At 45.4% G+C, this 21,077-nt stretch carries 16 protein-coding genes; 7 read left to right on the forward strand and 9 right to left on the reverse strand.

Annotated features, from left to right (window positions below; all coding sequences use genetic code 11):
- Positions 1-18: 18 nt before the first annotated feature.
- The 3 genes from folP to rlmE form a co-directional block, all read right to left on the reverse strand.
- On the reverse strand, positions 19-849 hold the full coding sequence (gene folP / locus Q1A70_RS08135; RefSeq protein WP_299688868.1) for a dihydropteroate synthase: 831 nt from the start codon (positions 847-849) through the stop codon (positions 19-21).
- 88 nt (positions 850-937) lie between these two features.
- The gene (gene ftsH / locus Q1A70_RS08140) at positions 938-2,905 is read right to left on the reverse strand and encodes an ATP-dependent zinc metalloprotease FtsH (protein ID WP_299688865.1); all 1,968 of its coding nucleotides are present in this window, start codon (positions 2,903-2,905) and stop codon (positions 938-940) included.
- A 108-nt stretch (positions 2,906-3,013) separates the two neighbouring features.
- Positions 3,014-3,643, reverse strand: a complete 630-nt coding sequence (rlmE, locus tag Q1A70_RS08145) for a 23S rRNA (uridine(2552)-2'-O)-methyltransferase RlmE (RefSeq protein ID WP_299688862.1) — start codon at positions 3,641-3,643, stop codon at positions 3,014-3,016.
- A 114-nt stretch (positions 3,644-3,757) separates the two neighbouring features.
- Here rlmE and yhbY point away from each other — a divergent pair, with 114 nt between their 5' ends.
- Positions 3,758-4,054, forward strand: a complete 297-nt coding sequence (gene yhbY, locus Q1A70_RS08150; RefSeq protein WP_004738252.1) for a ribosome assembly RNA-binding protein YhbY — start codon at positions 3,758-3,760, stop codon at positions 4,052-4,054.
- Between the two features lie 124 nt (positions 4,055-4,178).
- Here yhbY and greA read toward each other — a convergent pair whose 3' ends face one another.
- Positions 4,179-4,652 (reverse strand): transcription elongation factor GreA, encoded by a 474-nt coding sequence (gene greA, locus Q1A70_RS08155; protein ID WP_299688858.1) that lies wholly within the window; start codon positions 4,650-4,652, stop codon positions 4,179-4,181.
- Positions 4,653-5,177: 525 nt separating this feature from the next.
- On the opposite strand from greA, the gene Q1A70_RS08160 reads away from it, so the two are divergent.
- Complete coding sequence (locus Q1A70_RS08160; RefSeq protein WP_299688855.1) at positions 5,178-6,194, forward strand: porin; 1,017 nt, start codon at positions 5,178-5,180, stop codon at positions 6,192-6,194.
- A gap of 216 nt (positions 6,195-6,410) precedes the next feature.
- A complete protein-coding gene (gene dacB / locus Q1A70_RS08165) occupies positions 6,411-7,829 on the forward strand; it encodes a serine-type D-Ala-D-Ala carboxypeptidase (protein ID WP_299688852.1) in 1,419 nt (472 codons plus the stop codon).
- A 107-nt stretch (positions 7,830-7,936) separates the two neighbouring features.
- On the opposite strand, the gene Q1A70_RS08170 is transcribed toward dacB, so the two are convergent.
- Positions 7,937-8,782, reverse strand: a complete 846-nt coding sequence (locus Q1A70_RS08170) for a magnesium transporter (protein ID WP_299688848.1) — start codon at positions 8,780-8,782, stop codon at positions 7,937-7,939.
- A 465-nt stretch (positions 8,783-9,247) separates the two neighbouring features.
- A complete protein-coding gene (gene tyrS / locus Q1A70_RS08175; protein WP_299688845.1) occupies positions 9,248-10,435 on the reverse strand; it encodes a tyrosine--tRNA ligase in 1,188 nt (395 codons plus the stop codon).
- Between the two features lie 129 nt (positions 10,436-10,564).
- Here tyrS and Q1A70_RS08180 point away from each other — a divergent pair, with 129 nt between their 5' ends.
- A complete protein-coding gene (locus tag Q1A70_RS08180; RefSeq protein ID WP_299688842.1) occupies positions 10,565-11,854 on the forward strand; it encodes a peptidoglycan DD-metalloendopeptidase family protein in 1,290 nt (429 codons plus the stop codon).
- A gap of 244 nt (positions 11,855-12,098) precedes the next feature.
- Here the strand turns inward: Q1A70_RS08180 and Q1A70_RS08185 are convergent, their stop codons facing one another.
- The 3 genes from Q1A70_RS08185 to erpA form a co-directional block, all read right to left on the reverse strand.
- A complete protein-coding gene (locus Q1A70_RS08185; RefSeq protein WP_299688839.1) occupies positions 12,099-15,209 on the reverse strand; it encodes an efflux RND transporter permease subunit in 3,111 nt (1,036 codons plus the stop codon).
- Between the two features lie 10 nt (positions 15,210-15,219).
- A complete protein-coding gene (locus Q1A70_RS08190) occupies positions 15,220-16,344 on the reverse strand; it encodes an efflux RND transporter periplasmic adaptor subunit (protein WP_299688836.1) in 1,125 nt (374 codons plus the stop codon).
- A gap of 251 nt (positions 16,345-16,595) precedes the next feature.
- Positions 16,596-16,937, reverse strand: coding sequence for an iron-sulfur cluster insertion protein ErpA (gene erpA / locus Q1A70_RS08195; RefSeq protein ID WP_299688832.1), 342 nt, complete (start codon positions 16,935-16,937; stop codon positions 16,596-16,598).
- Positions 16,938-17,233: 296 nt separating this feature from the next.
- On the opposite strand from erpA, the gene hemL reads away from it, so the two are divergent.
- From hemL to rsmC, 3 genes are all read left to right on the forward strand, one after another.
- Positions 17,234-18,529: a glutamate-1-semialdehyde 2,1-aminomutase gene (hemL, locus tag Q1A70_RS08200; protein ID WP_299688829.1), complete on the forward strand. Its 1,296-nt coding sequence runs from the start codon at positions 17,234-17,236 to the stop codon at positions 18,527-18,529.
- Between the two features lie 225 nt (positions 18,530-18,754).
- Complete coding sequence (locus Q1A70_RS08205; RefSeq protein WP_299688826.1) at positions 18,755-19,840, forward strand: AI-2E family transporter; 1,086 nt, start codon at positions 18,755-18,757, stop codon at positions 19,838-19,840.
- Between the two features lie 110 nt (positions 19,841-19,950).
- Positions 19,951-20,973: a 16S rRNA (guanine(1207)-N(2))-methyltransferase RsmC gene (gene rsmC / locus Q1A70_RS08210; RefSeq protein ID WP_299688823.1), complete on the forward strand. Its 1,023-nt coding sequence runs from the start codon at positions 19,951-19,953 to the stop codon at positions 20,971-20,973.
- The last annotated feature ends 104 nt before the right edge of the window (positions 20,974-21,077 follow it).

Genomic DNA, 21,077 nt, shown 5'->3' on the forward strand with positions numbered 1-21,077 from the left:
TGATTTCCTTAATTATGATTAGTGATTGTTGTTCATCACTTCGATTATCTTCATCGCTTCCAATGTATCTTCAACATCGTGAACGCGAATAATTTGTGCACCTTTCATTGCCGCGATCGTCGCGCACGTCACACTAGCGACCATGCAATCAGCAGGGCGTTTGTCTAACAGCTTAAAGATCATCGATTTTCTCGACATCCCCGCTAAAACTGGCAAGCCAAGCGCATGAAACTTTTCAAGATGCGCTAAAAGGTGATAGTTATGTTCCATAGTTTTACCAAAACCAAAACCGGGGTCCAGAATCAGCTGCTCCTTTGAGATGCCGGCCGCCTCACAAGCTTCCACCCTTTCTTTTAAAAACGCTTCAACATCTGTTAGGACATCAGCGTAATTGGGGTTGGCTTGCATGGTTCTTGGCTGGCCTTTCATGTGCATCAGGCATACTGGGACATTGGCCGAAGCAGCAGCCTCTATGGCTCCGGGCTCTTGCAGTGCGCGCACATCATTAATCAGGTCAGCACCCGCTGCAACAGCCTGACGCATCACTTCCGCTTTACTTGTATCGATAGAGATCCAAACATCAAACTTAGTACGAATCGCTTCTATTGCAGGGATAACTCGCGCTAACTCTTCTTCTAAAGAGACATCGGGAGCACCAGGACGGGTCGATTCACCACCAATATCAATAATACTCACACCAGCTTGAATCATCCGCTCAGCTTGCTGGATGGCACTGTTCAATGAATTGAACTTGCCTCCATCAGAGAAGGAGTCCGGCGTGACATTGAGAATACCCATCACATGTGGGCGGTCTAGAATAAGAGTTTTGCTATTTGCTTTTAATATCATGGAAAACTGCTCTTAAAGAGTAAAACACCGTAGGCTAGAAACAGAAAAACCCTGAGCGCACTCAGGGTTTTAATTAATAACTTAGTGATTAAGAGTCTTTGTTTTGAGCATCATCTGATTCAGATTTAACTTCTTCAACTTTTGGCTCTGCAGCTTTAGCTTCGGCTTGTTCTTCTGATTTCGCTTCAGGTTTAGCTTCTTCCTTCGCAGGTTCTGCTTTCGCCTGATCACCCCAACCAGCAGGCTCACGAATGTCGTCTTTACGTTCCATCAAGTCATCAATCTGACCAGCATCGATCGTTTCGAACTTCATTAGCGCATCTTTCATCGAGTGCATGATATCCATGTTATCTTCAAGAATCTGCTTCGCACGATCATAGTTGCGGTCAATTAGAATACGAATCTCTTCATCGATAAGCTTAGTGGTATCGTCAGAAACATGTTTCGCTTGGCTCATACCACGACCTAGGAAAACTTCGCCTTCTTCTTCAGCATAAAGAAGAGGACCCAGCTTCTCAGAGAAACCCCACTGCGTGACCATCTTACGAGCAATGTCCGTTGCACGTTCGATATCGTTAGACGCTCCCGTCGAAACCTTGTCTTTACCATAGATTAATTCTTCCGCAAGACGACCACCATACAAGCTAGAAATCATTGATTCTAGATGTTGGCGAGACATGCTTACACGGTCTTGCTCTGGTAGATACATAGTTACACCAAGCGCACGACCACGTGGAATGATTGACACTTTGTACACAGGATCGTGTTCAGGTACCAAACGACCAACAATGGCGTGACCTGCTTCGTGGTAAGCCGTTGACTCTTTCACTTCTTCAGACATCACCATTGAACGGCGCTCTGCACCCATCATGATTTTGTCTTTCGCAAGTTCAAACTCAACCATTGATACGTTGCGCTTGTTGCCACGAGCTGCAAACAGTGCCGCTTCGTTCACAAGGTTCGCAAGATCTGCACCAGAGAAACCTGGTGTACCACGAGCAATCAGAGAAGGTTCAACATCACCAGCTAGTGGCACTTTACGCATATGCACTTTAAGGATCTGTTCACGACCACGTACATCCGGCAGACCAACCACAACTTGACGGTCAAAACGACCAGGACGAAGCAGTGCTGGGTCGAGTACATCTGGACGGTTAGTTGCCGCGATAACGATAATACCTTCGTTACCTTCGAAACCATCCATCTCAACCAGCATTTGGTTCAGTGTTTGCTCACGCTCATCGTGACCACCACCAACACCGGCACCACGTTGGCGACCTACCGCATCGATTTCATCGATAAAGATGATACAAGGGGCTGCTTTCTTCGCTTGTTCGAACATGTCACGCACACGAGATGCACCAACACCCACAAACATTTCAACGAAATCAGAACCAGAGATAGTAAAGAACGGTACTTTCGCTTCACCGGCAATCGCTTTTGCAAGCAATGTTTTACCCGTACCAGGAGGGCCAACCAACAGAATACCCGTCGGGATCTTACCACCTAGCTTTTGGAAGCGGCTTGGATCACGAAGGTAATCTACAAGCTCTTTCACGTCTTCTTTTGCTTCGTCACAACCAGCAACATCCGCAAACATCGTTTTGATCTGTTCTTCGCTCATCATTCGAGCTTTACTCTTACCGAAAGACATCGCGCCTTTACCGCCGCCGCCACCGCCTTGCATTTGACGCATGAAGAAAATCCATACACCAATCAGTAAGATCATTGGGAACCATGAGATGAAGATAGTACCTAGTAGGCTCTGCTCTTCAGGTGGTGTGCCCTGAACTTTTACGTTTTGATTAATTAAGTCATCAAGTAGCTTTTGATCATAAACAGGCATGTAAGTTACATACTTAGAGCCACCACCACGACGTGTGAAAGTGATCTCACTGTTATTGAATTGCGCGTCTTGAATCTGGCCTTGGCCAACTTCCTGTACAAACGTGGTGTAATCAACTGCTCTGCCATTATTGTCACCAGGGCCAAAGCTCTGGAATACCGACATCAACACTACAGCGATAACAAGCCACAGAATTAAATTTTTTGCCATGTCACTCAAGGTGTCAGCCTCTCGATAACTAATTGTAATTAAAGGTAGGGTACTACAGTTTGTCACCTGTAGCCATATTGTTAACTCTCACTTATTAAAAGAGAATCGTTAACCTTTGTAACCAGTGGCTACAATAAATACTTCACGCGAACGAGCTCGAGAAGAATCGGGTTTTCTGACTTTTACAGTTCTAAATATCTCTCGGACATCTTTAACGTATTGGTCAAACCCTTCGCCTTGGAATACTTTAACAACAAAACTACCATTGGTAGCTAGAACTTGTCGACACATATCCAATGCTAATTCAACTAAATACATAGCTCTCGGCTGATCCACGGAATTGTTGCCCGCGATATTAGGTGCCATATCTGACATCACCACATCAACCATGTTTGGTTGAATACGTTCTAATAACGCTTCGAGTACTGCATCTTCACGGAAATCGCCCTGTAAGAAGCTCACTCCAGCAACCGGATCCATTGGTAGTAAGTCACACGCAATGATTTGTCCGTTGTCTCCAACAATCTTAGCAGCATATTGAGACCAACCGCCAGGCGCTGCGCCCAAATCTACAATGGTCATCCCAGGAGACAGTAATTTATCTCTCGTTTGAATCTCTTCCATTTTGAAATAAGCACGTGAACGATAGCCTTTTTTTCGTGCTTCGTTTGCATACTTGTCGTCGAAGTGTTCCTTCAACCAACGGCCTGAACTGGCCGAGTGTTTCTGTTTGCTCATTGGATACCTAAATTGGAGGAAAGTACTAAATGCTGAATAAATTATAGTCTTCAGCTTTAGATGGCGTTAAAATAGGTTTTTTCAACCCTAATCATAAAGAAAACTGGCCGCGTAATGAACCTAAGTACCAAACAAAAGCAGCATCTAAAGGGCCTAGCTCACAGTTTAAAACCTGTCGTGCTAATGGGCGCAAATGGACTTACTGAAGCTGTTCTAGCGGAAATCGAGTTAGCTCTAGACCACCACGAACTGATCAAGATTAAAGTTGCATCAGAAGATCGTGAGACTAAGCAGCTAATTATCGATGCAATTGTACGTGAAACTAAAGCTGAGAAAGTACAGACTATTGGTAAAGTTCTAGTACTGTTCCGTCAGTCAGAAGCACGTAAAATCGAGATTCCACGTAAATAAGTTAGCGTCATCAAAGCTAACGCCACCAAGAGAAAGCCAAAGCGCGTATCTTTTAGTGTAGCGTGAGAAACGAAAAAGGTCGCATTTAGCGACCTTTTTGCTATCAGAAACAAAGAAAATTCAATTAGATGTATTCTACTTTGTCGATTTCGAAGTCTTTGTCGCCACCTGGGGTAGAGATCATGACTTCGTCGCCTTCCATTTTACCGATAAGACCACGAGCAATTGGCGATTTCACTGAAATGCGACCCGTTTTGATGTCTGCTTCGTCTTCTGAAACGATTTGGTAGCGAACCTCTTCATCTGTATCAACATCGATTAAAGTAACGGTCGTACCGAAGATAATCTTGCCCGTATTATCCATCTGAGTCACATCAATGATCTGAGCCAGTGATAGCTTGTATTCGATATCTCTAATTTGAGCTTCACAAATACCTTGCTCTTCACGAGCGGCGTGATACTCAGCATTCTCTTTCAAATCGCCGAGTTCACGAGCTTCACCAATCGCAGCTGAGATAACAGGGCGTAGCTTAAGTAAGCGATCTAATTCGTCACGTAGCTGCTGTGCGCCACGTACTGTCATTGGAACCTTTTCCATTTTCTACCTCTATGCCAAATCTTTCTTTGGCCTACATAAATCCCCCAACCTATATCAGTGGGGAATAGAAACAAAATGATTTAGCTTAGTGTAAACAAACTTGATAGCTAAATCATCTTTATTCCACCTGGTATTATAAAAGCTTTATCTAGGTCTAACTTACAAACATCATACAAATCAATACCAGCACCCTCATCAATAAGTCAGCCGCAGAATATCTAAACAAAACAAAAACAAACCAAAGAAACACAGATCACATTTTTATAAAATCAATTTTAAAACAGCGACTTGAGCATCATAAAATACAATAAAACAGTGTTCATTATATTGTTGATATCATTTTACTAACTGAATACGGAACTTTAGAGGTAAAAAGTAACCCGTGAATTGTTCTAGCGACTTCCACACTCTTTTTGCTCTATGCATGATGATGAAGCTTGGTTAATGCAGGCAAGACACAAATACACAAAAAAGGGGCTAACCCCTTGATTAATAAATTATGGACAGTAATTAGGAATCAATAACATGAATAACAAAACTCTGATCGCTCTAGCAGTGACATCAACACTATCAATGGGTGCGAACGCAGCTACCGTATACAGCGAAGATGGCACTGAGCTGAACGTTGGTGGCCGTGCGGAATTCCGAGGCGATTTCAACGGTACCGACAGCGGTGAAGAAATTGACGGTACAATGAGCAACAAGAGCCGTTTCCGTCTAAACATTGGCGGTACTACGGAAATCACTGACACGCTAAGCGGTTTTGGTTTTTATGAAGCAGAGCAAAAAGTAGCAAACTCTACTAATGCTGCCGATAAAACGGATAACTTCGAACAGCGTTACATGTTTGCAGGTCTTAAAGGCGACTTCGGTGCGGTTTCTTTTGGTCGTCAAGATACGGCTGCAGTACAAATCTCACAAATGTCTGACGTTACAACCTTTACGGGTACACAAAAAACCTTCATCAGCGCAGGCAATGAGCAAATCAACAACACCATCCTATACACAGGTGAATTTGTAGATGGTCTAAACTTCAAAGCGAACTACGTTGCTGGCGAAGACAAAAACACGGACTCTTACGGCGTATCTGCAATTTACACCCTTCCTATGGGGCTAGGTTTCGGTCTAGGTTACTCTGCTGGTGATAATGGTGAAGATGAAGGTACTGGTAAAGCAACCATCGTAGGTATTAACTACGCACTCGATTCTCTATACCTAGCGGGTACTTACACTGCGGGTGAAACCGACAGTAAAAAAGATTCTGACTTCAACGGTGTGGAAATCGCGGCTAAATACGGCTTTGGTAACGGCTTTACGCTAATGGGCGCTTACCAAAAAGCAGAAATCGATCAAGATGGTCAGACTAAAGACAAGAGTGACTTCTTCGAAATCACTGGTGACTACGCGTTCAACAAGAACATCAACGCTTACGTATCTTACCTATTCAACAACATTGATAAAGGTAACCTAGCACAAGACGGTGCTGCTGACTTCCGTGGCGATGAAGATACTGTACGTCTTGGTCTAATGTACACGTTCTAATGTGTTAACAGACTCTCTGTTTGTTATCTAATATTGCAAAGGTCTGGCGTTAGCTGGGCCTTTATTGCAATTGATACTCAATATTCCTCTCACCGCACTCCGCCTTTAAGTCTTTTCTAGAACAAACCCGATATCAAAATCGAGAACATGCGTGATTTTTGAACGCTACTGAGATAAGTTCATACTAGTTGTGAAAAAAAACAGACTGGAACAAACATGTTCAGATTTTATGCAATAGTGCTCTCTCTCGTGCCTTGCTCGGTAGCTGCGTACTCCCCATTAGATAAGCTCCCTCAAGGCAATAGCACCAGTGTGGTGCTGCAATCACTCAATGGTAGCGTCAACAGCATAGACATCAACAGTGATGATCTTTACCCTCCCGCGAGCACCCTAAAACTGATCACAGCCTTGGCTGCCAAATTAGAGCTAGGTGATAAATTTCATTACACAACCAGCATTGCCCATTCTGCTAATGATGCAGTTATCACTTTCAGTGGTGACCCGACTCTGCAACGAGAAGACCTAAATAACCTATTAGCGCAATACGCTAAATCGCAATCTACAACGATTAAGGGGAATCTGTATCTCGATAACACAGCCTTTACTGGATATCAGCGAGCGGTGGGCTGGCCTTGGGATATTTTAGGTGTCTGTTACAGCGCCCCTTCGAGCGCGATGACCTTAGACGGCAACTGCGCCCAAGCATCTATTTATACCAAACGGAACGGTAATACACGGGTCTACATTCCCGCTCACTACCCAATTGATGTCACAACCACGGCAGCTACGGTCACGCGTTCAGGGCAGAAGGCAACACAGTGCGACTTAGATCTCATTACTACCCCAGACAATACGTATCAACTATCTGGTTGCTTGGTTGAACGCAAAAAGCCACTGCCACTCAAGTTCGCGATTCAAAACCCTGAGCTTTATACCTATCAAGTCGTTACATCGATTCTTAAAGAACTGAAAATCGAAGTAAAAGGTGATGTGATTATTGGTAAAAAAGCGAAAGCAGACAAAGCCACATTAGTCGCCCGCCACCATTCTGATAAGCTCCCCGTTTTGCTCGATACTATGCTGAAAAAATCAGACAACCTGATCGCAGACAACCTTACCAAAACACTGGGCGCGACATTCTATATCCAACCGGGCAGTTTCAATAACGGCATCGAAGCGATAAAACAGATCCTACTGACTAAGGCCAATATCGACCTTAGCCAAACCCAACTTGTCGATGGCTCAGGCCTATCAAGAAACAATCGTATCACCTCACAAACCATGGTTCAGGTGCTTCGTTACATCTCGGATAATGACCAACAGCTAAAGCTCATTGATACCATGCCAACCTCGGGGACCGATGGAACCCTTAAATACCGCCAAAGTATGCGAAAGGCACCGATCCAAGGCAATATCATAGCAAAGAGCGGTTCTCTATACGGCAGTTACAATATGGCGGGATATGGCTTAGATGAGACGGGAAAACCAAACTCACTGTTTGTGCAGTTTGTCCGTGATTACTTCCCTGAAGAACAAGATCCAGACAAGCCAGTAGAAGCGCCAATCACCCAGTTTGAACGTACTTTCTACCAAGACGTGGTCGAATTCAGTCAGACACAAAACCAATCTAAGTAATGTTTAGCTCTGTGTAAGCTTCTACTTAAACAACAAAAGTGGCGCTAAAGGTCTTCAATCTTCAGCGCCATGTTTATTGCTAAGCGGTTTTCCGAAACTTTATAGATTTAAGCGATGCCCAAAAATCCATTAACGACCGTAAAATAGATCCACATCCCAGAGATATCAACCACTGAAGCCAACACTGGGCTAACGAGTACAGCAGGGTCAAGCTTGCATAGCCTTGCGACTATCGGTAGCCCTGCGCCAAGTACCGTTGATATGGTCACCTGGATAAATAGCGCCACCGCAATCGCGAAAGCGATCATATTGATATCATAACCACCGGTCGATTGGTTATTACTAAATAATAGAATGCGACCGATCATGACCACAGCAATCGCTAATGCCAAGCAGATAGCGACTCTAAACTCCTTCCAGAGAACGCTTACCCATTGGCGTTTTTTCAGCTCACCTGTGGCTAACGCTCTGATCACCAACGTCGCCGCCTGTGTTCCGGTGTTACCACCAGCCGCTGCTATCACCGGCATGTAAATGGCCAAAAGAACCAATTGGCCGAGAATATTTTCATATTGAGCAATGATAAGCCCAGAAACGATGCCCAATAGTGCTAACGCAATAATCCAACCGATACGTTGCCTAACGTGGCTGATCACCCCTGTTGAAAGGTAGCCCTGTTGTGGTTCAACCTCCGAATAGATCAGCCCTAATTGGTGCGCTAAATGCCGAGATCGCTTCTCAAATCCCTGCTCTTCTAGCCCACTAAGTAAAGTCTGAATGGTACTAAGAGAACATTGCCCTAGCACTAACACCGCATCCTCAACGGGCATACGATTCAAAAGGTTAATTTGTTGCTCACGTCCATATTGCTGAAATGCATTCGATACAGCTTGGATCTCTTGCTCTGAATACAGAGCTTCAATAGATAAAAAAGTGTTGTTCATTACCGTCATGGCGAATCTCCCGATTGGCAAAGGTAACGACCATCAAAACAAATAGCCTATGCTAGTAAACCAAGGGCATATAACTCGTACACCAAGAGTAATAACTGATATACCATTAGCAGATAACTAGGCGCATCAAGAGCGAAAAAACGACTGATGTGTCTACTTGTTAGAATCTAGTGTGTGGAAAAGAATGAGGGATGGGGGGAAAGCAAAGATACCCTACCTGAGCGGCAGGACAATAGATCAATACCGAGACAGGTTATTCTTCTCCATTCAAACTAGGAGGATGGTCGGTATTGTTCATAAAAATCTCCAGAATTACTGTCAATTTGACAGCGCGCATAGTGTAGCAATAGGCGTATCAAAGTTTCGTCAACTTTCTGTCAATAGTCCTTTTTTAGGGGAGGCAATAAAAAGGCATCCGTGGATGCCTTTTCGTGTCGCGATCAAATTTTCATGTATCGTTAGAAATTATTTAATCGTAATACGAGCAAATTTACGCTTACCGACTTGGTAAACCGCAGTACCTGCTTCTGGTACGAATTTACTGTCTGCAATTTTTTCGCCTTCAAGCTTAGCCGCGCCTTGCTTGATCATACGCATTGCATCAGAAGTTGAGTTTACTAGACCCGCTTCTTTTAGAACGTTGGCAATTGGCAGACCTGCTTCGAATTCGAATTCAGGCATTTCATCAGGCACTTGGTTCTTAGCAAAACGATTAACGAACTCTTGCTCCGCTGCTTCAGCATCTGCTTCACTATGGAAACGAGCAATGATCTCTTTAGCAAGCAGTACTTTAACGTCACGTGGGTTCTTACCTGCATCAACGCCAGCTTTCAGTTCCGCAACTTCTTCAAGAGGACGGAAAGACAGCAGCTCGTAGTAGCTCCACATTAGCTCGTCAGAGATAGACATGATCTTACCAAACATCTCGCTTGGTGCTTCGCTGATACCGATGTAGTTGTGCGCAGACTTAGACATTTTCTTAACGCCGTCTAGACCAACAAGTAGTGGCATCATTAGTACCGCTTGTGGTTTTTGACCTGCTGCTTTTTGCAGTTCACGCCCCATTAGCAGGTTAAACTTCTGGTCAGTACCGCCAAGCTCAACGTCACTCTCTAGTGCAACAGAGTCGTGACCTTGTAGAAGTGGGTACATGAATTCGTGGATTGCGATCGGTTGACCACCAGCATAACGCTTTTTGAAATCATCACGCTCCAGCATACGAGCAACAGTTTGGTTAGAAGCAAGACGAATCATGCCTTCAGCGCCAAGCTCAGATAGCCACTCAGAGTTGAAACGAATTTTCGTTTTTGCAGGATCTAGAATTTTGAATACTTGCTCTTTGTAAGTTTCCGCATTCTTCAATACGTCTTCACGGCTTAGCGGTGGACGTGTTGAGTTTTTACCTGACGGATCACCAACCATTGCGGTGAAATCACCGATAAGGAATGTCACTTCATGACCAAGCTCTTGGAAAGCACGAAGCTTGTTGAAGATAACCGTATGGCCTAGGTGGATATCTGGAGCGGTTGGATCGGCACCCAGCTTAATGCGTAAAGGACGACCTTCTTTTAGTTTCGCAACCAGTTCGTCTTCTGGAATCAGTTCTTCTACGCCACGTTTGATCTCGGCTAGTGCAGCTTCAATACTCGCCATTCTTGTTCACTCCCACAGATTTGGCAAAAATATAATAATTACACATCTTACTTGAATAGCGATGTATTTTGAAACCAGTTACACTATTCCGTCGTCTATTTTCTCAATATTTACTATACGAACTGGAACATGTTGTCTATTTTTGCACGCCTTCCTATATTGCATCGGGCCTTTATTGCATTTTTTAGTGCTGTAATTTTCATTGCGATTTTCTTACTGCCCGACGTTAACAGCTTGCGTAGCGATACGGACGCTCTGGTGGTCGGAAAGCACTACCCGCTATCTATCGACGCCTCTGCACTGCTTAATTCAGGTGACATACTGCCGATTGCGGTCCTCAATTGGGAGGAATACACCGTTCGCTCTGGCGAGAGTACATCTGTTTTATTCGAACGTATTGGCCTGTCATACCGCCTGCTGCTGAAACTTCTCAATACCAATGACGACATTGAGAAACAGCTATCGAATCTAAGGCCTGGCGATGTATTGCAGTTCGGCTTTGATGAAAACAATGACCTGATTCAATTAAAGCGACGACTGAATGCCTTTGAAAGCTTTAAGATCACGAAATCGGGCGATGCTTTCACTTCCAGTTTTGACAAAAAAGAAGTCGCCTACCAATACAATTATGCCGAAGCTAGCATCACGTCTAATTTCTGGAACGCAGGTGTGGGTGCAGGACTGACCGCCAACCAAATTATGGAACTAGCCGGAATTTTTGGTTGGGATATAGACTTTGCATTAGATATTCGTAGCAACGACAGCTTTAAGATCTTGTACCAAGAACAAGTCGTTGAGGGAGAGGTGATTGGTCGCGGTAAGATTATGGCGGCCGTGTTTAAAAACCAAGGCGATACCTTTACAGCAGTATTAGATGATAAAAGCGGTAACTACTACGACGAAAATGGCCGTGCAATGAAGAAAGCCTTCTTGCGCTCACCGATTGATTTCCGTCGGGTTACATCGAACTTCAACCCAAATAGAAAACACCCAGTAACAGGCAAGGTTCGCGCTCACCGAGGAACCGACTACGCAGCGCCAGTTGGCACTCCTATCTGGGCTGCAGGCGATGGTATCGTTCAAAAATCTGGCTACAACCAATTCAACGGCAACTACGTATTCATTCGACACAGCGGCATCTACATCACCAAGTACCTGCATATGACGAAACGTATGGTAAAAACCGGACAACGCGTAAAGCAGGGCCAAACCATTGGTACTTTGGGAGGAACGGGGCGCGTGACTGGGCCACACTTGCACTATGAATTTTTGGTAAACGGTGTGCATAAAAATCCACGCACCGTAAAGTTACCTCAATCCAAATCATTAACGGGCAAAGCGAAAGCCACCTTCATTGCTAATTCAGAGATTCGACTTAAAAATCTAGAGCGATACGGTCAGTTACTCGCGACCAATTAGCTTAAAAGATCGATGACATGAACTGAAGAGCCGCATAAACCAACAAAAGAACAATATAAAACGACTAAAGAGCAATATAAAACCATGAAAGAGCACCTGCCAAGGCGCTCTTTTTATTGCTGTCGAATCTATGTTCTCTGTTCACTCTTGTTTACCACTAGTTATTGCTTACTGATAAAATTATTTAGACTTACCGCTAACCATTTTCTACCAGCAATCATGATTTAACGTTAACCGTTATCTATTACTCACCCTCGTTGCTTTGCTCAATCTTGGGCCTCTTGTCTCGGCCTAATATTAACAGACAAGGCGTCAGTACCAAGGTCAACACCGTCGCAAACGCTAAGCCTCCCGCTATCGCTGTCGCCAACTGTGACCACCACTGAGTACTCGGAGCTCCAAACTCTATCTTTTGATTGATCAAGTCGACATTCATTTCGAGCACCATTGGCATCAAGCCTAAAATGGTGGTGACCGTTGTCAGCATCACGGGTCTTAAACGCTGAACGCCGGTTCTTAAAATGGCGTCGCGCTTATCCAAGCCACGTTTGATCAACTGGTTATAGGTATCAATCAATACAATATTGTTGTTCACCACTATCCCCGCCAATGCAATCACTCCAATACCGGACATCACAATGCCAAATGGACGCTGAAAGATAAGTAAACCTGCAAACACACCCACCGTAGAAAACAGCACTGCACTCAAAATCAGAAACGCTTGATAGAAGCTATTAAACTGAGTGATTAGGATCAAAGCCATCACTGCCAGCGCAACCAAGAAAGCACTTTGTAAGAAAGCTGACGAGTTTTGTTGTTCTTCGTTTTGGCCACGGATACGAAACTCGACGCCATTCGGTAGGCCTAGCTCACTCAGTGACTGCTCAACCTTTGGCAGTTCAAGCGCAAGGTTATAGCCCTCTTTGATATCGGCCATAATGTTGATGACACGTTTACCATCCAAACGCTTAATGGTGTCCTGCTTATGATCTGGCACTATCTGGGCAAAGTTGGTGATCGGTACTAAACCCGTGGATGTTTTGACTCGCAATTGATCAAAGCGCCCGATATCCCTTTTATCATTAGGATAACGCACCAAGATATCAACCTCTTCTGAAGAATCATCAGGCAGGTAATCACCAATCTTGAGGCCATTGGTAATGAATTGCACGGTATTGCCGACCAAGGTCGCATCAGCAGCGAAGCGCGCGGCATCATCTCGGCGAATATCCACCTTCCAATCAATACCACCTTTAGTCGCAGTATCGCTAATATTGGTGAATGCTTGATTACCATCTGCCCAATTCCTAACCATCTTTGCTGCCTGATTAAGCCGCTCTGGGGTTGTCGCTGACAGCTCAATCACTAAGTCATTCTCAACTGGGGGGCCAGCGCTTGGGAACTTGTATTCAATCTCAACCCCGGCGTATTGATCGGTTTGCGCTTTTAACTCACCGATAATCTCTCTGACACTGCGGCGATATTGCCAATCGACCGGAGTAATTGAGATCAAACCAATCTGATCATCACCACCAGTACGAGTATAAACATTGTCAAACTCATCATGATTGAGCATCATGAGTTCTATATCACGCATGATGTCGTCTTTTTCTTCAATTGACAGATCACCATGAGAACGCACTTTGACATTAAAATATGCAGGATCGACCTCTGGAAAAAACTCCGCCCCGAGGCCTGCTTTAGAATAAGCCAAACCCACGGCGATAGAGAGTAATATGGCACTGAAAAGCATCTTAAAAGGGTGTTTAATTGCCACCGCTAACGTATGGTAATACGCCTTGGTTAAGCCTGTTGCTTGTGAGAAATCGCCATTATGCTGTGCCACCATTCGAGCTTGGCTTTGCGGTGATACCAACTGAGGTTTGCCGATCAAGCCACCCAACACGGGGACAAAAAGCAGCGCCATGACCAACGAAGCAGTTAAGGTCGCAATCAAGGTCAGAGGCAGGTATTTCATGAATTCGCCCGTAACATCCGGCCAAAACAATAACGGAGCAAACGCCGCTAACGTGGTCGCAGTTGACGCAGTGATTGGCCATGCCATGCGCTTTGCGGCATCTCGATAGGCCTCTTTTCGTCCCTCACCTTCTTGCATTCGCCTATCGGCAAACTCAGTGACCACAATCGCGCCATCAACCAACATTCCCACCGCCATGATCAGTGAAAATAGCACTACGATGTTGACGGTTAACCCAAACACTGACAGCACCAGCAAACCTGTCAGGAAAGAGCCGGGGATCGAGATACCGACCAACAACGCAGTACGCACACCTAAAACCGCGATAATAACAATCACCACTAAAATGATGGCGGATAAGATGTTGTTTTGCAGATCGTTGAGCATGCTCTTAACGTTTTTAGAGTCATCCTTAGTGTATTTGACCAGCAGGTTACTGGGCCATTGTGCCTGCTTTTGAGCGCCCTCTATCACGGCTTTGACTAGCTCTACGGTTTCAATGATGTTTTCACCCGCGCGCTTTTTTATGTCTAACACCACCGCTGATTGGCCATCTAAACGCGCAAAACTCTCGGGGTCTCGAAACGCCCGACGCACCGTAGCAACATCGCCAAAGGTCACCACCTGCTTGCCATCGACTTTGATCGGCAGCTCAAGGACATCTTTTAACGAGTTGAAAACCGAAGGGACTTTAACCGAGAAGCGCCCATAACCCGTATCAACAAAACCGGCCGCGACCACCCTATTGTTCAACGCGATCAGGTTGTAAATATCGGCTTGATCTAGGCTGTAGCTCTCCATCAATAACGGATCAACGATGATTTCAACGATCTCATCACGATCGCCGGCGATATCAACCTCTAGAATTTGACGGTAACTTTCCAGTTTATCCCCCAACTCTCGGGCAATTTGCACGATAGTGCGTTCCGGGACGGTGCCAAACAGAACCACCGACAATACCGGCTGCTCCGAGGCAAGAGTCACTTCATTGACCGTAGGTTCATCACTGTCTTCCGGCAACTTAGGCTTGGCAAGATCAACCGCGTCACGAACATCGGCCATCGCTTTGCCGAGATCGACCCCTACATTAAATTCCAACACAACAGAGGCGTGGCCTTCTGCTGCGGTTGCTGTCATCTCTTTTACGCCTTCAATCGACCTAAGCTCTTGTTCTATCGGACGAACCAATAAGCGTTCGGCATCGGCTGGCGAGATCCCTTGGTGTCCGACAGAAACATAGATGATCGGGATGGTAATATCGGGACTCGATTCCTTAGGGATGGTCAGATAAGTCACGACACCAGCGACAAGGATCAGCGCTAACAAAGAGAGCATTGTTCGAGCACGAGACAAGGCAGCATCAATCATTGAATACATTGGCTACCTCCTACTCAGCTGTGATATTGGAAGGTTTTGCACCTTGCTCAACAGCGATCACAGAATCCCCGTCCCGCACAAACCCTTGACCCACCGTGATAATATCAACGTGTTGGCCTAGCCCTGTCAGCCATACGCCATCTCGCTCGGCTTTCACCAGTTGAATAGCGACAAATTTCACTCTTGGTGAGCCATCAGTAAAGACTAAAATTTTAACCCCAAGGTTACCGGCTTCATCCAATGCCAACATGGCTGGTGTCACCTTAACCGCGTCTCTTGTCTCTAGGTTGAGCTTAACTTCGGCACTGACACCGGCAGGCAGTAAGCCGTCGGAGTTATCGATTTCAATCTCGATTGGAAAGGTATTAGTAGAGGCAGAAGATATTCGAGAAACATAACGCAGGCGACCTTCAACTTCTTCTCTTGCTAACAAACGAACCACAGCGGACTGATCAACGAACAGATGCTGAATATGGCGCTCACTCACGTCGGCCTCGATGACCAGAGGATCGAGATCAATCAAGCCTGCGACCGGATCGCCAACGCCAACGAAGTCACCAAGCTCCACCATTAAGTCTTGAACCACCCCTGAGAACGGCGCGGTGATCAGTGTGTTCTTCAAAGCCAATTCGGCATTGCGCTGCATGGCTTTTGCTTCCGTTAACAACGCCTCTGCGGTGGTATAAGCAATCTCCCCTTGCAGCCCTCTTTGCTTCAATGACTGTGCCGCCTTAAACTCTTTCTGTTTCAAACGATACAGAGCCGAAGCACGCTCAAACTGGATCTCTAGATCCCCCTTATCGATCTGGGCAATGGCCTGCCCTGCCTTTACCGTATCGCCTTTAGCAACGTTCAATCGGACAATCTTACCCGCGACTTCCGCCCCTAAACGAGCATGCCTATCGGGCGCGGTTTGGCCATAGAGATCAATGGTTTTAAAGGTCGGTGATGAGGTGAAGGTTTGGAAGGAAACCTTAGCCAACGGGGTTTCAGTCGCTTTTTTTTCAGGCGACTCTTGCGCTTGCCCCGCCCCTAGACCTAGCCAGATAGACAGCAGCATCACTAAAATCAAAGAAACCAACCACGGCTGCTGCAACTTCTTAAACAGTGGTGAGCGAGAAAATAGAGTGGGCATAACAAATCCTTTTGTCTGATGTGACGAAGTCACACAAATGGGCTGAATACAGTAGGTGCCATTTCCTTATGCACAGAGACAACCTTAACAGACCAGCGTCCAACGATGTTAGACGTTAGCGACAGTTTGAAAATTTCGTTTCACAAAAAGCGGTTTACATTTAAAAGCAATAACTTAGCTAACACTAAAAACAAAAATGCCGAACAGTAAGTTCGGCATTGATACGGTTTTTTATCTCGATTTACGGGAAACTAAACGCTAAACGAGGCACCACAGCCGCATGTCGTGGTTGCATTCGGATTATTAACAAAGAAACGCGCACCTTCTAGGCCTTCGGTGTAATCCACCATACCACCCACTAGGTATTGCAGGCTCATAGGATCGACAACCAGCGTTACCCCGCTGTTAACAATCGTAGTGTCGCCATCATTTACTTTTTCATCAAATGTGAAGCCGTACTGGAAACCACTACAACCGCCACCGGTAATGTATACACGCAGTTTTAGTTCTGGGTTCTCTTCTTCTGCAATCAACGTTTTTACACGAATCGCAGCCGCATCAGAAAAAGACAATGGGATATTTACTTCGCTCACGACAACCTCTCTTACCTATCTCAAAAACAACATGATACAAATCTAATTCGAGACCATAGCTGTTGAGTATTTATTTATATTCCGATGATTATCCAATACCTGACTGAAACGTTCAAGTATTCACCACAGGATCCTTACTTTTAGCGCGGAAAATGGGGCAATACCAGTCAGTGAAGGCGTGCGACGGCACAAAACAACCAGATTCGGGCGATTATCTGGGCGAAAGCATTCCTAGTTGGATTCGGGATAGGTACAATGCGTGCCAATTGGTCCGACAGTCAAAAGAGGATATATCAATGACCAAATCAGCAGAGCTGTACGAAAAAGCACAGCAAACTATTCCTGGTGGCGTAAACTCTCCAGTTCGTGCATTCAATGGCGTAGGTGGTTCGCCAATCTTCGTTGAACGCGCTGATGGCCCACTTATTTTTGATGCTGATGGTAAAGCATATATCGATTACGTTGGCTCTTGGGGTCCAATGATCCTTGGTCACAACCACGTTGTTATCCGTGATGCCGTTATTGAAGCAGCTCAACGCGGTCTTAGCTTCGGTGCGCCAACCGAAACTGAAATCAAAATGGCTGAGCTTGTATCTGAGATGGTTCCATCAATGGAACAGCTACGTATGGTGAGCTCAGGTACAGAAGCAACAATGAGTGCGATTCGTCTTGCTCGTGGCTTCACTGGTCGTGACAAAATTCTTAAGTTTGAAGGCTGCTACCACGGCCACGCAGACAGCCTACTTGTAAAAGCAGGTTCTGGTGCACTGACTTTAGGTCAACCAAGCTCCCCAGGCGTTCCAGCTGATTTTGCTAAGCACACGCTGACTGCAACCTTCAACAACCTAGATTCAGTACGTGAGCTATTCGCAGCGAACAAAGGCGAGATCTCGTGCATCATCGTTGAGCCAGTTGCGGGCAACATGAACTGTATCCCACCGGTAGAAGGCTTCCACGAAGGTCTACGTGAAATCTGTGACCAAGAAGGTGCATTACTGATCTTTGATGAAGTCATGACGGGCTTTCGCGTAGCTGAAGGTTGCGCTCAGGCTTACTACAACATCAAACCAGACCTAACGTGCCTAGGTAAAGTAATCGGCGGCGGCATGCCTGTGGGTGCTTTTGGTGGTCGTAAAGAAGTGATGCAATACATCGCACCAACCGGCCCTGTTTACCAAGCAGGTACACTTTCAGGCAACCCAGTTGCGATGGCTGCTGGTTACGCATGTTTGCAGCTTCTAAGAGAAGAAGGCAACGAAAAACGCCTAGCTTCAAAAACCAAGCAGCTGGCGAATGGCTTCAAGCAACTTGCTGACAAGCACGGCATCCCAATGCTAGTACACCAAGTTGGCGGTATGTTTGGTTTCTTCTTCACCGATCAAGAAACGGTGACGTGCTACGAAGATGTAACTAAGTGTGATGTAGAACGCTTTAAGCGCTTCTTCCACCTAATGTTGGATCACGGTGTTTACCTAGCACCTTCAGCATTCGAAGCCAGCTTTACTTCCCTTGCGCATGGTTCAAAAGAACTTGATGCGACACTAGAAGCAGCAGATCGATCTCTTGCGATCATTGCGGCTGAAAGCAAATAATCGAAAGCACTTTAAAATTGCTAGTCGATTGAATTTAGGGCTGCATTGGATGCAGCCCTTTTTATATATTGTTTTCTTACGTCACAAATATAGCGGCTTTTTTCAGTACTTTTTCTTAGCATTGCTTGTCTTTACCGCAACATTCCATAATCATAACTCCTCATTGCTAACTCTCTGTTTTGCAGCCATTATAAAGTCAGAACGCTAATATAGAGACCATTTACCGTGCCAGAAAAAATAAAAATCAATTCCAGCCACTGGGTGATCATCATCGCCCTACTCGCGGCTGCTTACGCCTGTTACTTGCTCATTGAACCCTATGTGAACTCAATCGTAATGGCCTTTATCATTTCACTATTGATGTTCCCGGTCCATGACTGGCTTGAAAAGAAGATGCCGGATAGAAAAAATACCGTCTCTCTGCTTTCTTGTGTGATCTTAACCTTTATTATCGTGATCCCTTTATTGGCAGTCTTTGCCGCGATTGTGCAGCAAGGCTCTCTGTTTTCTCAAAACACCTATCAATGGGTGACACACGGCGGCATTCAAACCTTATTCGAGCACCCTATCGTCGTTAAAGCCATGTCTTTCATTAATAACTACCTGCCTTTTGACAACATTGAACCTCAAACCATTGCGCAGAAAGTCGGTGAGTTCGCGACTAGCTTTGGTTCAAAACTGGTGGGGATCAGTGCCAAGATTTTAGGTGATGCGACTAGCTTCTTAATGGATTTTTTCTTGATGCTGTTTGTTCTGTTTTTCTTATTAAGAGATCACGACAAAATCATCACTGTCACTCGTCATATTCTGCCTCTGTCTCGTAGCCAAGAAGACAAGCTTCTAGCAGAAATTGAACAAGTTTCTAAATCGGCAGTCATGGGGTCATTCTTAACCGCCATTGCGCAAGGCTTTGCTGGCGGGTTTGGTATGTGGCTAGCAGGCTTCCCGGGGTTATTCTGGGGAACCATGATGGGGTTTGCGTCCTTTATTCCTGTGGTGGGAACCGCACTCATTTGGATCCCAGCAGCCGCCTACTTGTTCCTGACTGGTGATACCACGTGGGCCATCTTCCTCACCGCTTACTGTGCGATCATTGTCGGGTCAATCGATAATTTGCTACGCCCGCTACTGATGCAAGGCAGTGCTGGCATGAACACCCTGATGATCTTCTTCTCGTTATTGGGTGGTATTCAGCTATTTGGCTTAATTGGTCTTATCTACGGACCACTGATTTTCGCGATCACTATCGTCCTGTTCAACATTTACGATGAAGAGTTTAAGGACTTTTTAGACCAACAAGACAACAGTTAATCAACTCATCAACGACTTGGTGACTGAACGAGTATTAAACACTTCAAGCTTTGGGCGGATTATGCGAAAATCCGCCCTCATTTTTTGCTAACGATTCAATAGAGTGTCCTATGTCCGCCTATATTGCCCCAAGCCAAATTGCCCAACGTCAACTCGCCTACTTTGAAGGCAAACATGTTTTAGTTGCTGGTGAGGCAGAAGACTTATTCCCAGTTGAATTAGCCAAGCATTGTGAATCAGTTTCTGTGTTTACCTCAAACTACAGTTACTACCGCCAGCTTGAAGGTCACAATAGCATTCAGCGTTTCTATGGCGCTGAGTTTACCCAACAGACCAAAGCCGATCTGGTGATGCTGTATTGGCCAAAGGCAAAAGCGGAGGCCGAGTTTTTATTAGCGATGCTGTTTGCCAATCTAGGCAAAGAGACTGAGATCGTTGTGGTTGGTGAGAACCGTTCAGGCGTGAAAAGCATCGAGAAAATGTTTGCCCCTTACGGAAAAGTCGTTAAATACGATTCAGCACGTCGTTGTTCTTTCTACTGGGGTCAATGCTTCGAACAGCCACCAGCATTCAACCTGCAAGACTGGTTTAAAACCTACACGGTTAACATTGATGAGCAACCTTTGATCGTAAAAAGTCTTCCTGGAGTCTTCAGTCACGGTGAATTCGATGCCGGTAGCCAACTTCTGCTGGATACCCTACCAAAGCTTAAAGGCAAAGTGTTGGACTTTGGTTGTGGAGCTGGCGTGCTAGGCGCGGTAATGGTCTCTCGTCACCCTGATATAGAGCTCGAAATGTGCGACATCAGCGCATTTGCCGTGGCATCAAGCCAAGCAACGTTAGCTGCAAATGGTCTGACGGGTAAAGTCTTTGCCTCAGATGTCTATTCTGATACATCACAAGACTACCAATTCATCATCAGTAACCCGCCATTTCACTCCGGTTTAGATACCAGCTACAGCGCTACTGAAACCTTACTGGCACAGGCACCGCAACACTTAAAGCGCTCGGGTGAGATGATCATCGTAGCCAACAGCTTCTTAAAATACATTCCAATTATTGAACAAGCGTTTGGAAAATGCGCGACTCTAAATAAGACCACCAAATTCGCGATCTACCACGCAAATAAATAGCCCTTCTTACACAGCGCAGGGTTACTTTCTGCGCTGTCTGTTCATATTATTAGCAAAAAATCATAAAAGTGAGCTTTTGCACACGCTTTAAATACCACTAACTT

Origin of the sequence: uncultured Vibrio sp. (genome assembly GCF_947488985.1) — a bacterium.
Classification (GTDB): domain Bacteria; phylum Pseudomonadota; class Gammaproteobacteria; order Enterobacterales; family Vibrionaceae; genus Vibrio.

Excerpts from the sequence above, each read along its gene's own strand:
- folP (WP_299688868.1), bottom strand. The coding sequence starts at position 849 with ATGATATTAAAAGCAAATAGCAAAACTCTTATTCTAGACCGCCCACAT.
- ftsH (WP_299688865.1), bottom strand. The coding sequence starts at position 2,905 with ATGGCAAAAAATTTAATTCTGTGGCTTGTTATCGCTGTAGTGTTGATG.
- rlmE (WP_299688862.1), bottom strand. The coding sequence starts at position 3,643 with ATGAGCAAACAGAAACACTCGGCCAGTTCAGGCCGTTGGTTGAAGGAA.
- yhbY (WP_004738252.1), top strand. The coding sequence starts at position 3,758 with ATGAACCTAAGTACCAAACAAAAGCAGCATCTAAAGGGCCTAGCTCAC.
- greA (WP_299688858.1), bottom strand. The coding sequence starts at position 4,652 with ATGGAAAAGGTTCCAATGACAGTACGTGGCGCACAGCAGCTACGTGAC.
- Q1A70_RS08160 (WP_299688855.1), top strand. The coding sequence starts at position 5,178 with ATGAATAACAAAACTCTGATCGCTCTAGCAGTGACATCAACACTATCA.
- dacB (WP_299688852.1), top strand. The coding sequence starts at position 6,411 with ATGTTCAGATTTTATGCAATAGTGCTCTCTCTCGTGCCTTGCTCGGTA.
- Q1A70_RS08170 (WP_299688848.1), bottom strand. The coding sequence starts at position 8,782 with ATGACGGTAATGAACAACACTTTTTTATCTATTGAAGCTCTGTATTCA.
- tyrS (WP_299688845.1), bottom strand. The coding sequence starts at position 10,435 with ATGGCGAGTATTGAAGCTGCACTAGCCGAGATCAAACGTGGCGTAGAA.
- Q1A70_RS08180 (WP_299688842.1), top strand. The coding sequence starts at position 10,565 with ATGTTGTCTATTTTTGCACGCCTTCCTATATTGCATCGGGCCTTTATT.
- Q1A70_RS08185 (WP_299688839.1), bottom strand. The coding sequence starts at position 15,209 with ATGTATTCAATGATTGATGCTGCCTTGTCTCGTGCTCGAACAATGCTC.
- Q1A70_RS08190 (WP_299688836.1), bottom strand. The coding sequence starts at position 16,344 with ATGCCCACTCTATTTTCTCGCTCACCACTGTTTAAGAAGTTGCAGCAG.
- hemL (WP_299688829.1), top strand. The coding sequence starts at position 17,234 with ATGACCAAATCAGCAGAGCTGTACGAAAAAGCACAGCAAACTATTCCT.
- rsmC (WP_299688823.1), top strand. The coding sequence starts at position 19,951 with ATGTCCGCCTATATTGCCCCAAGCCAAATTGCCCAACGTCAACTCGCC.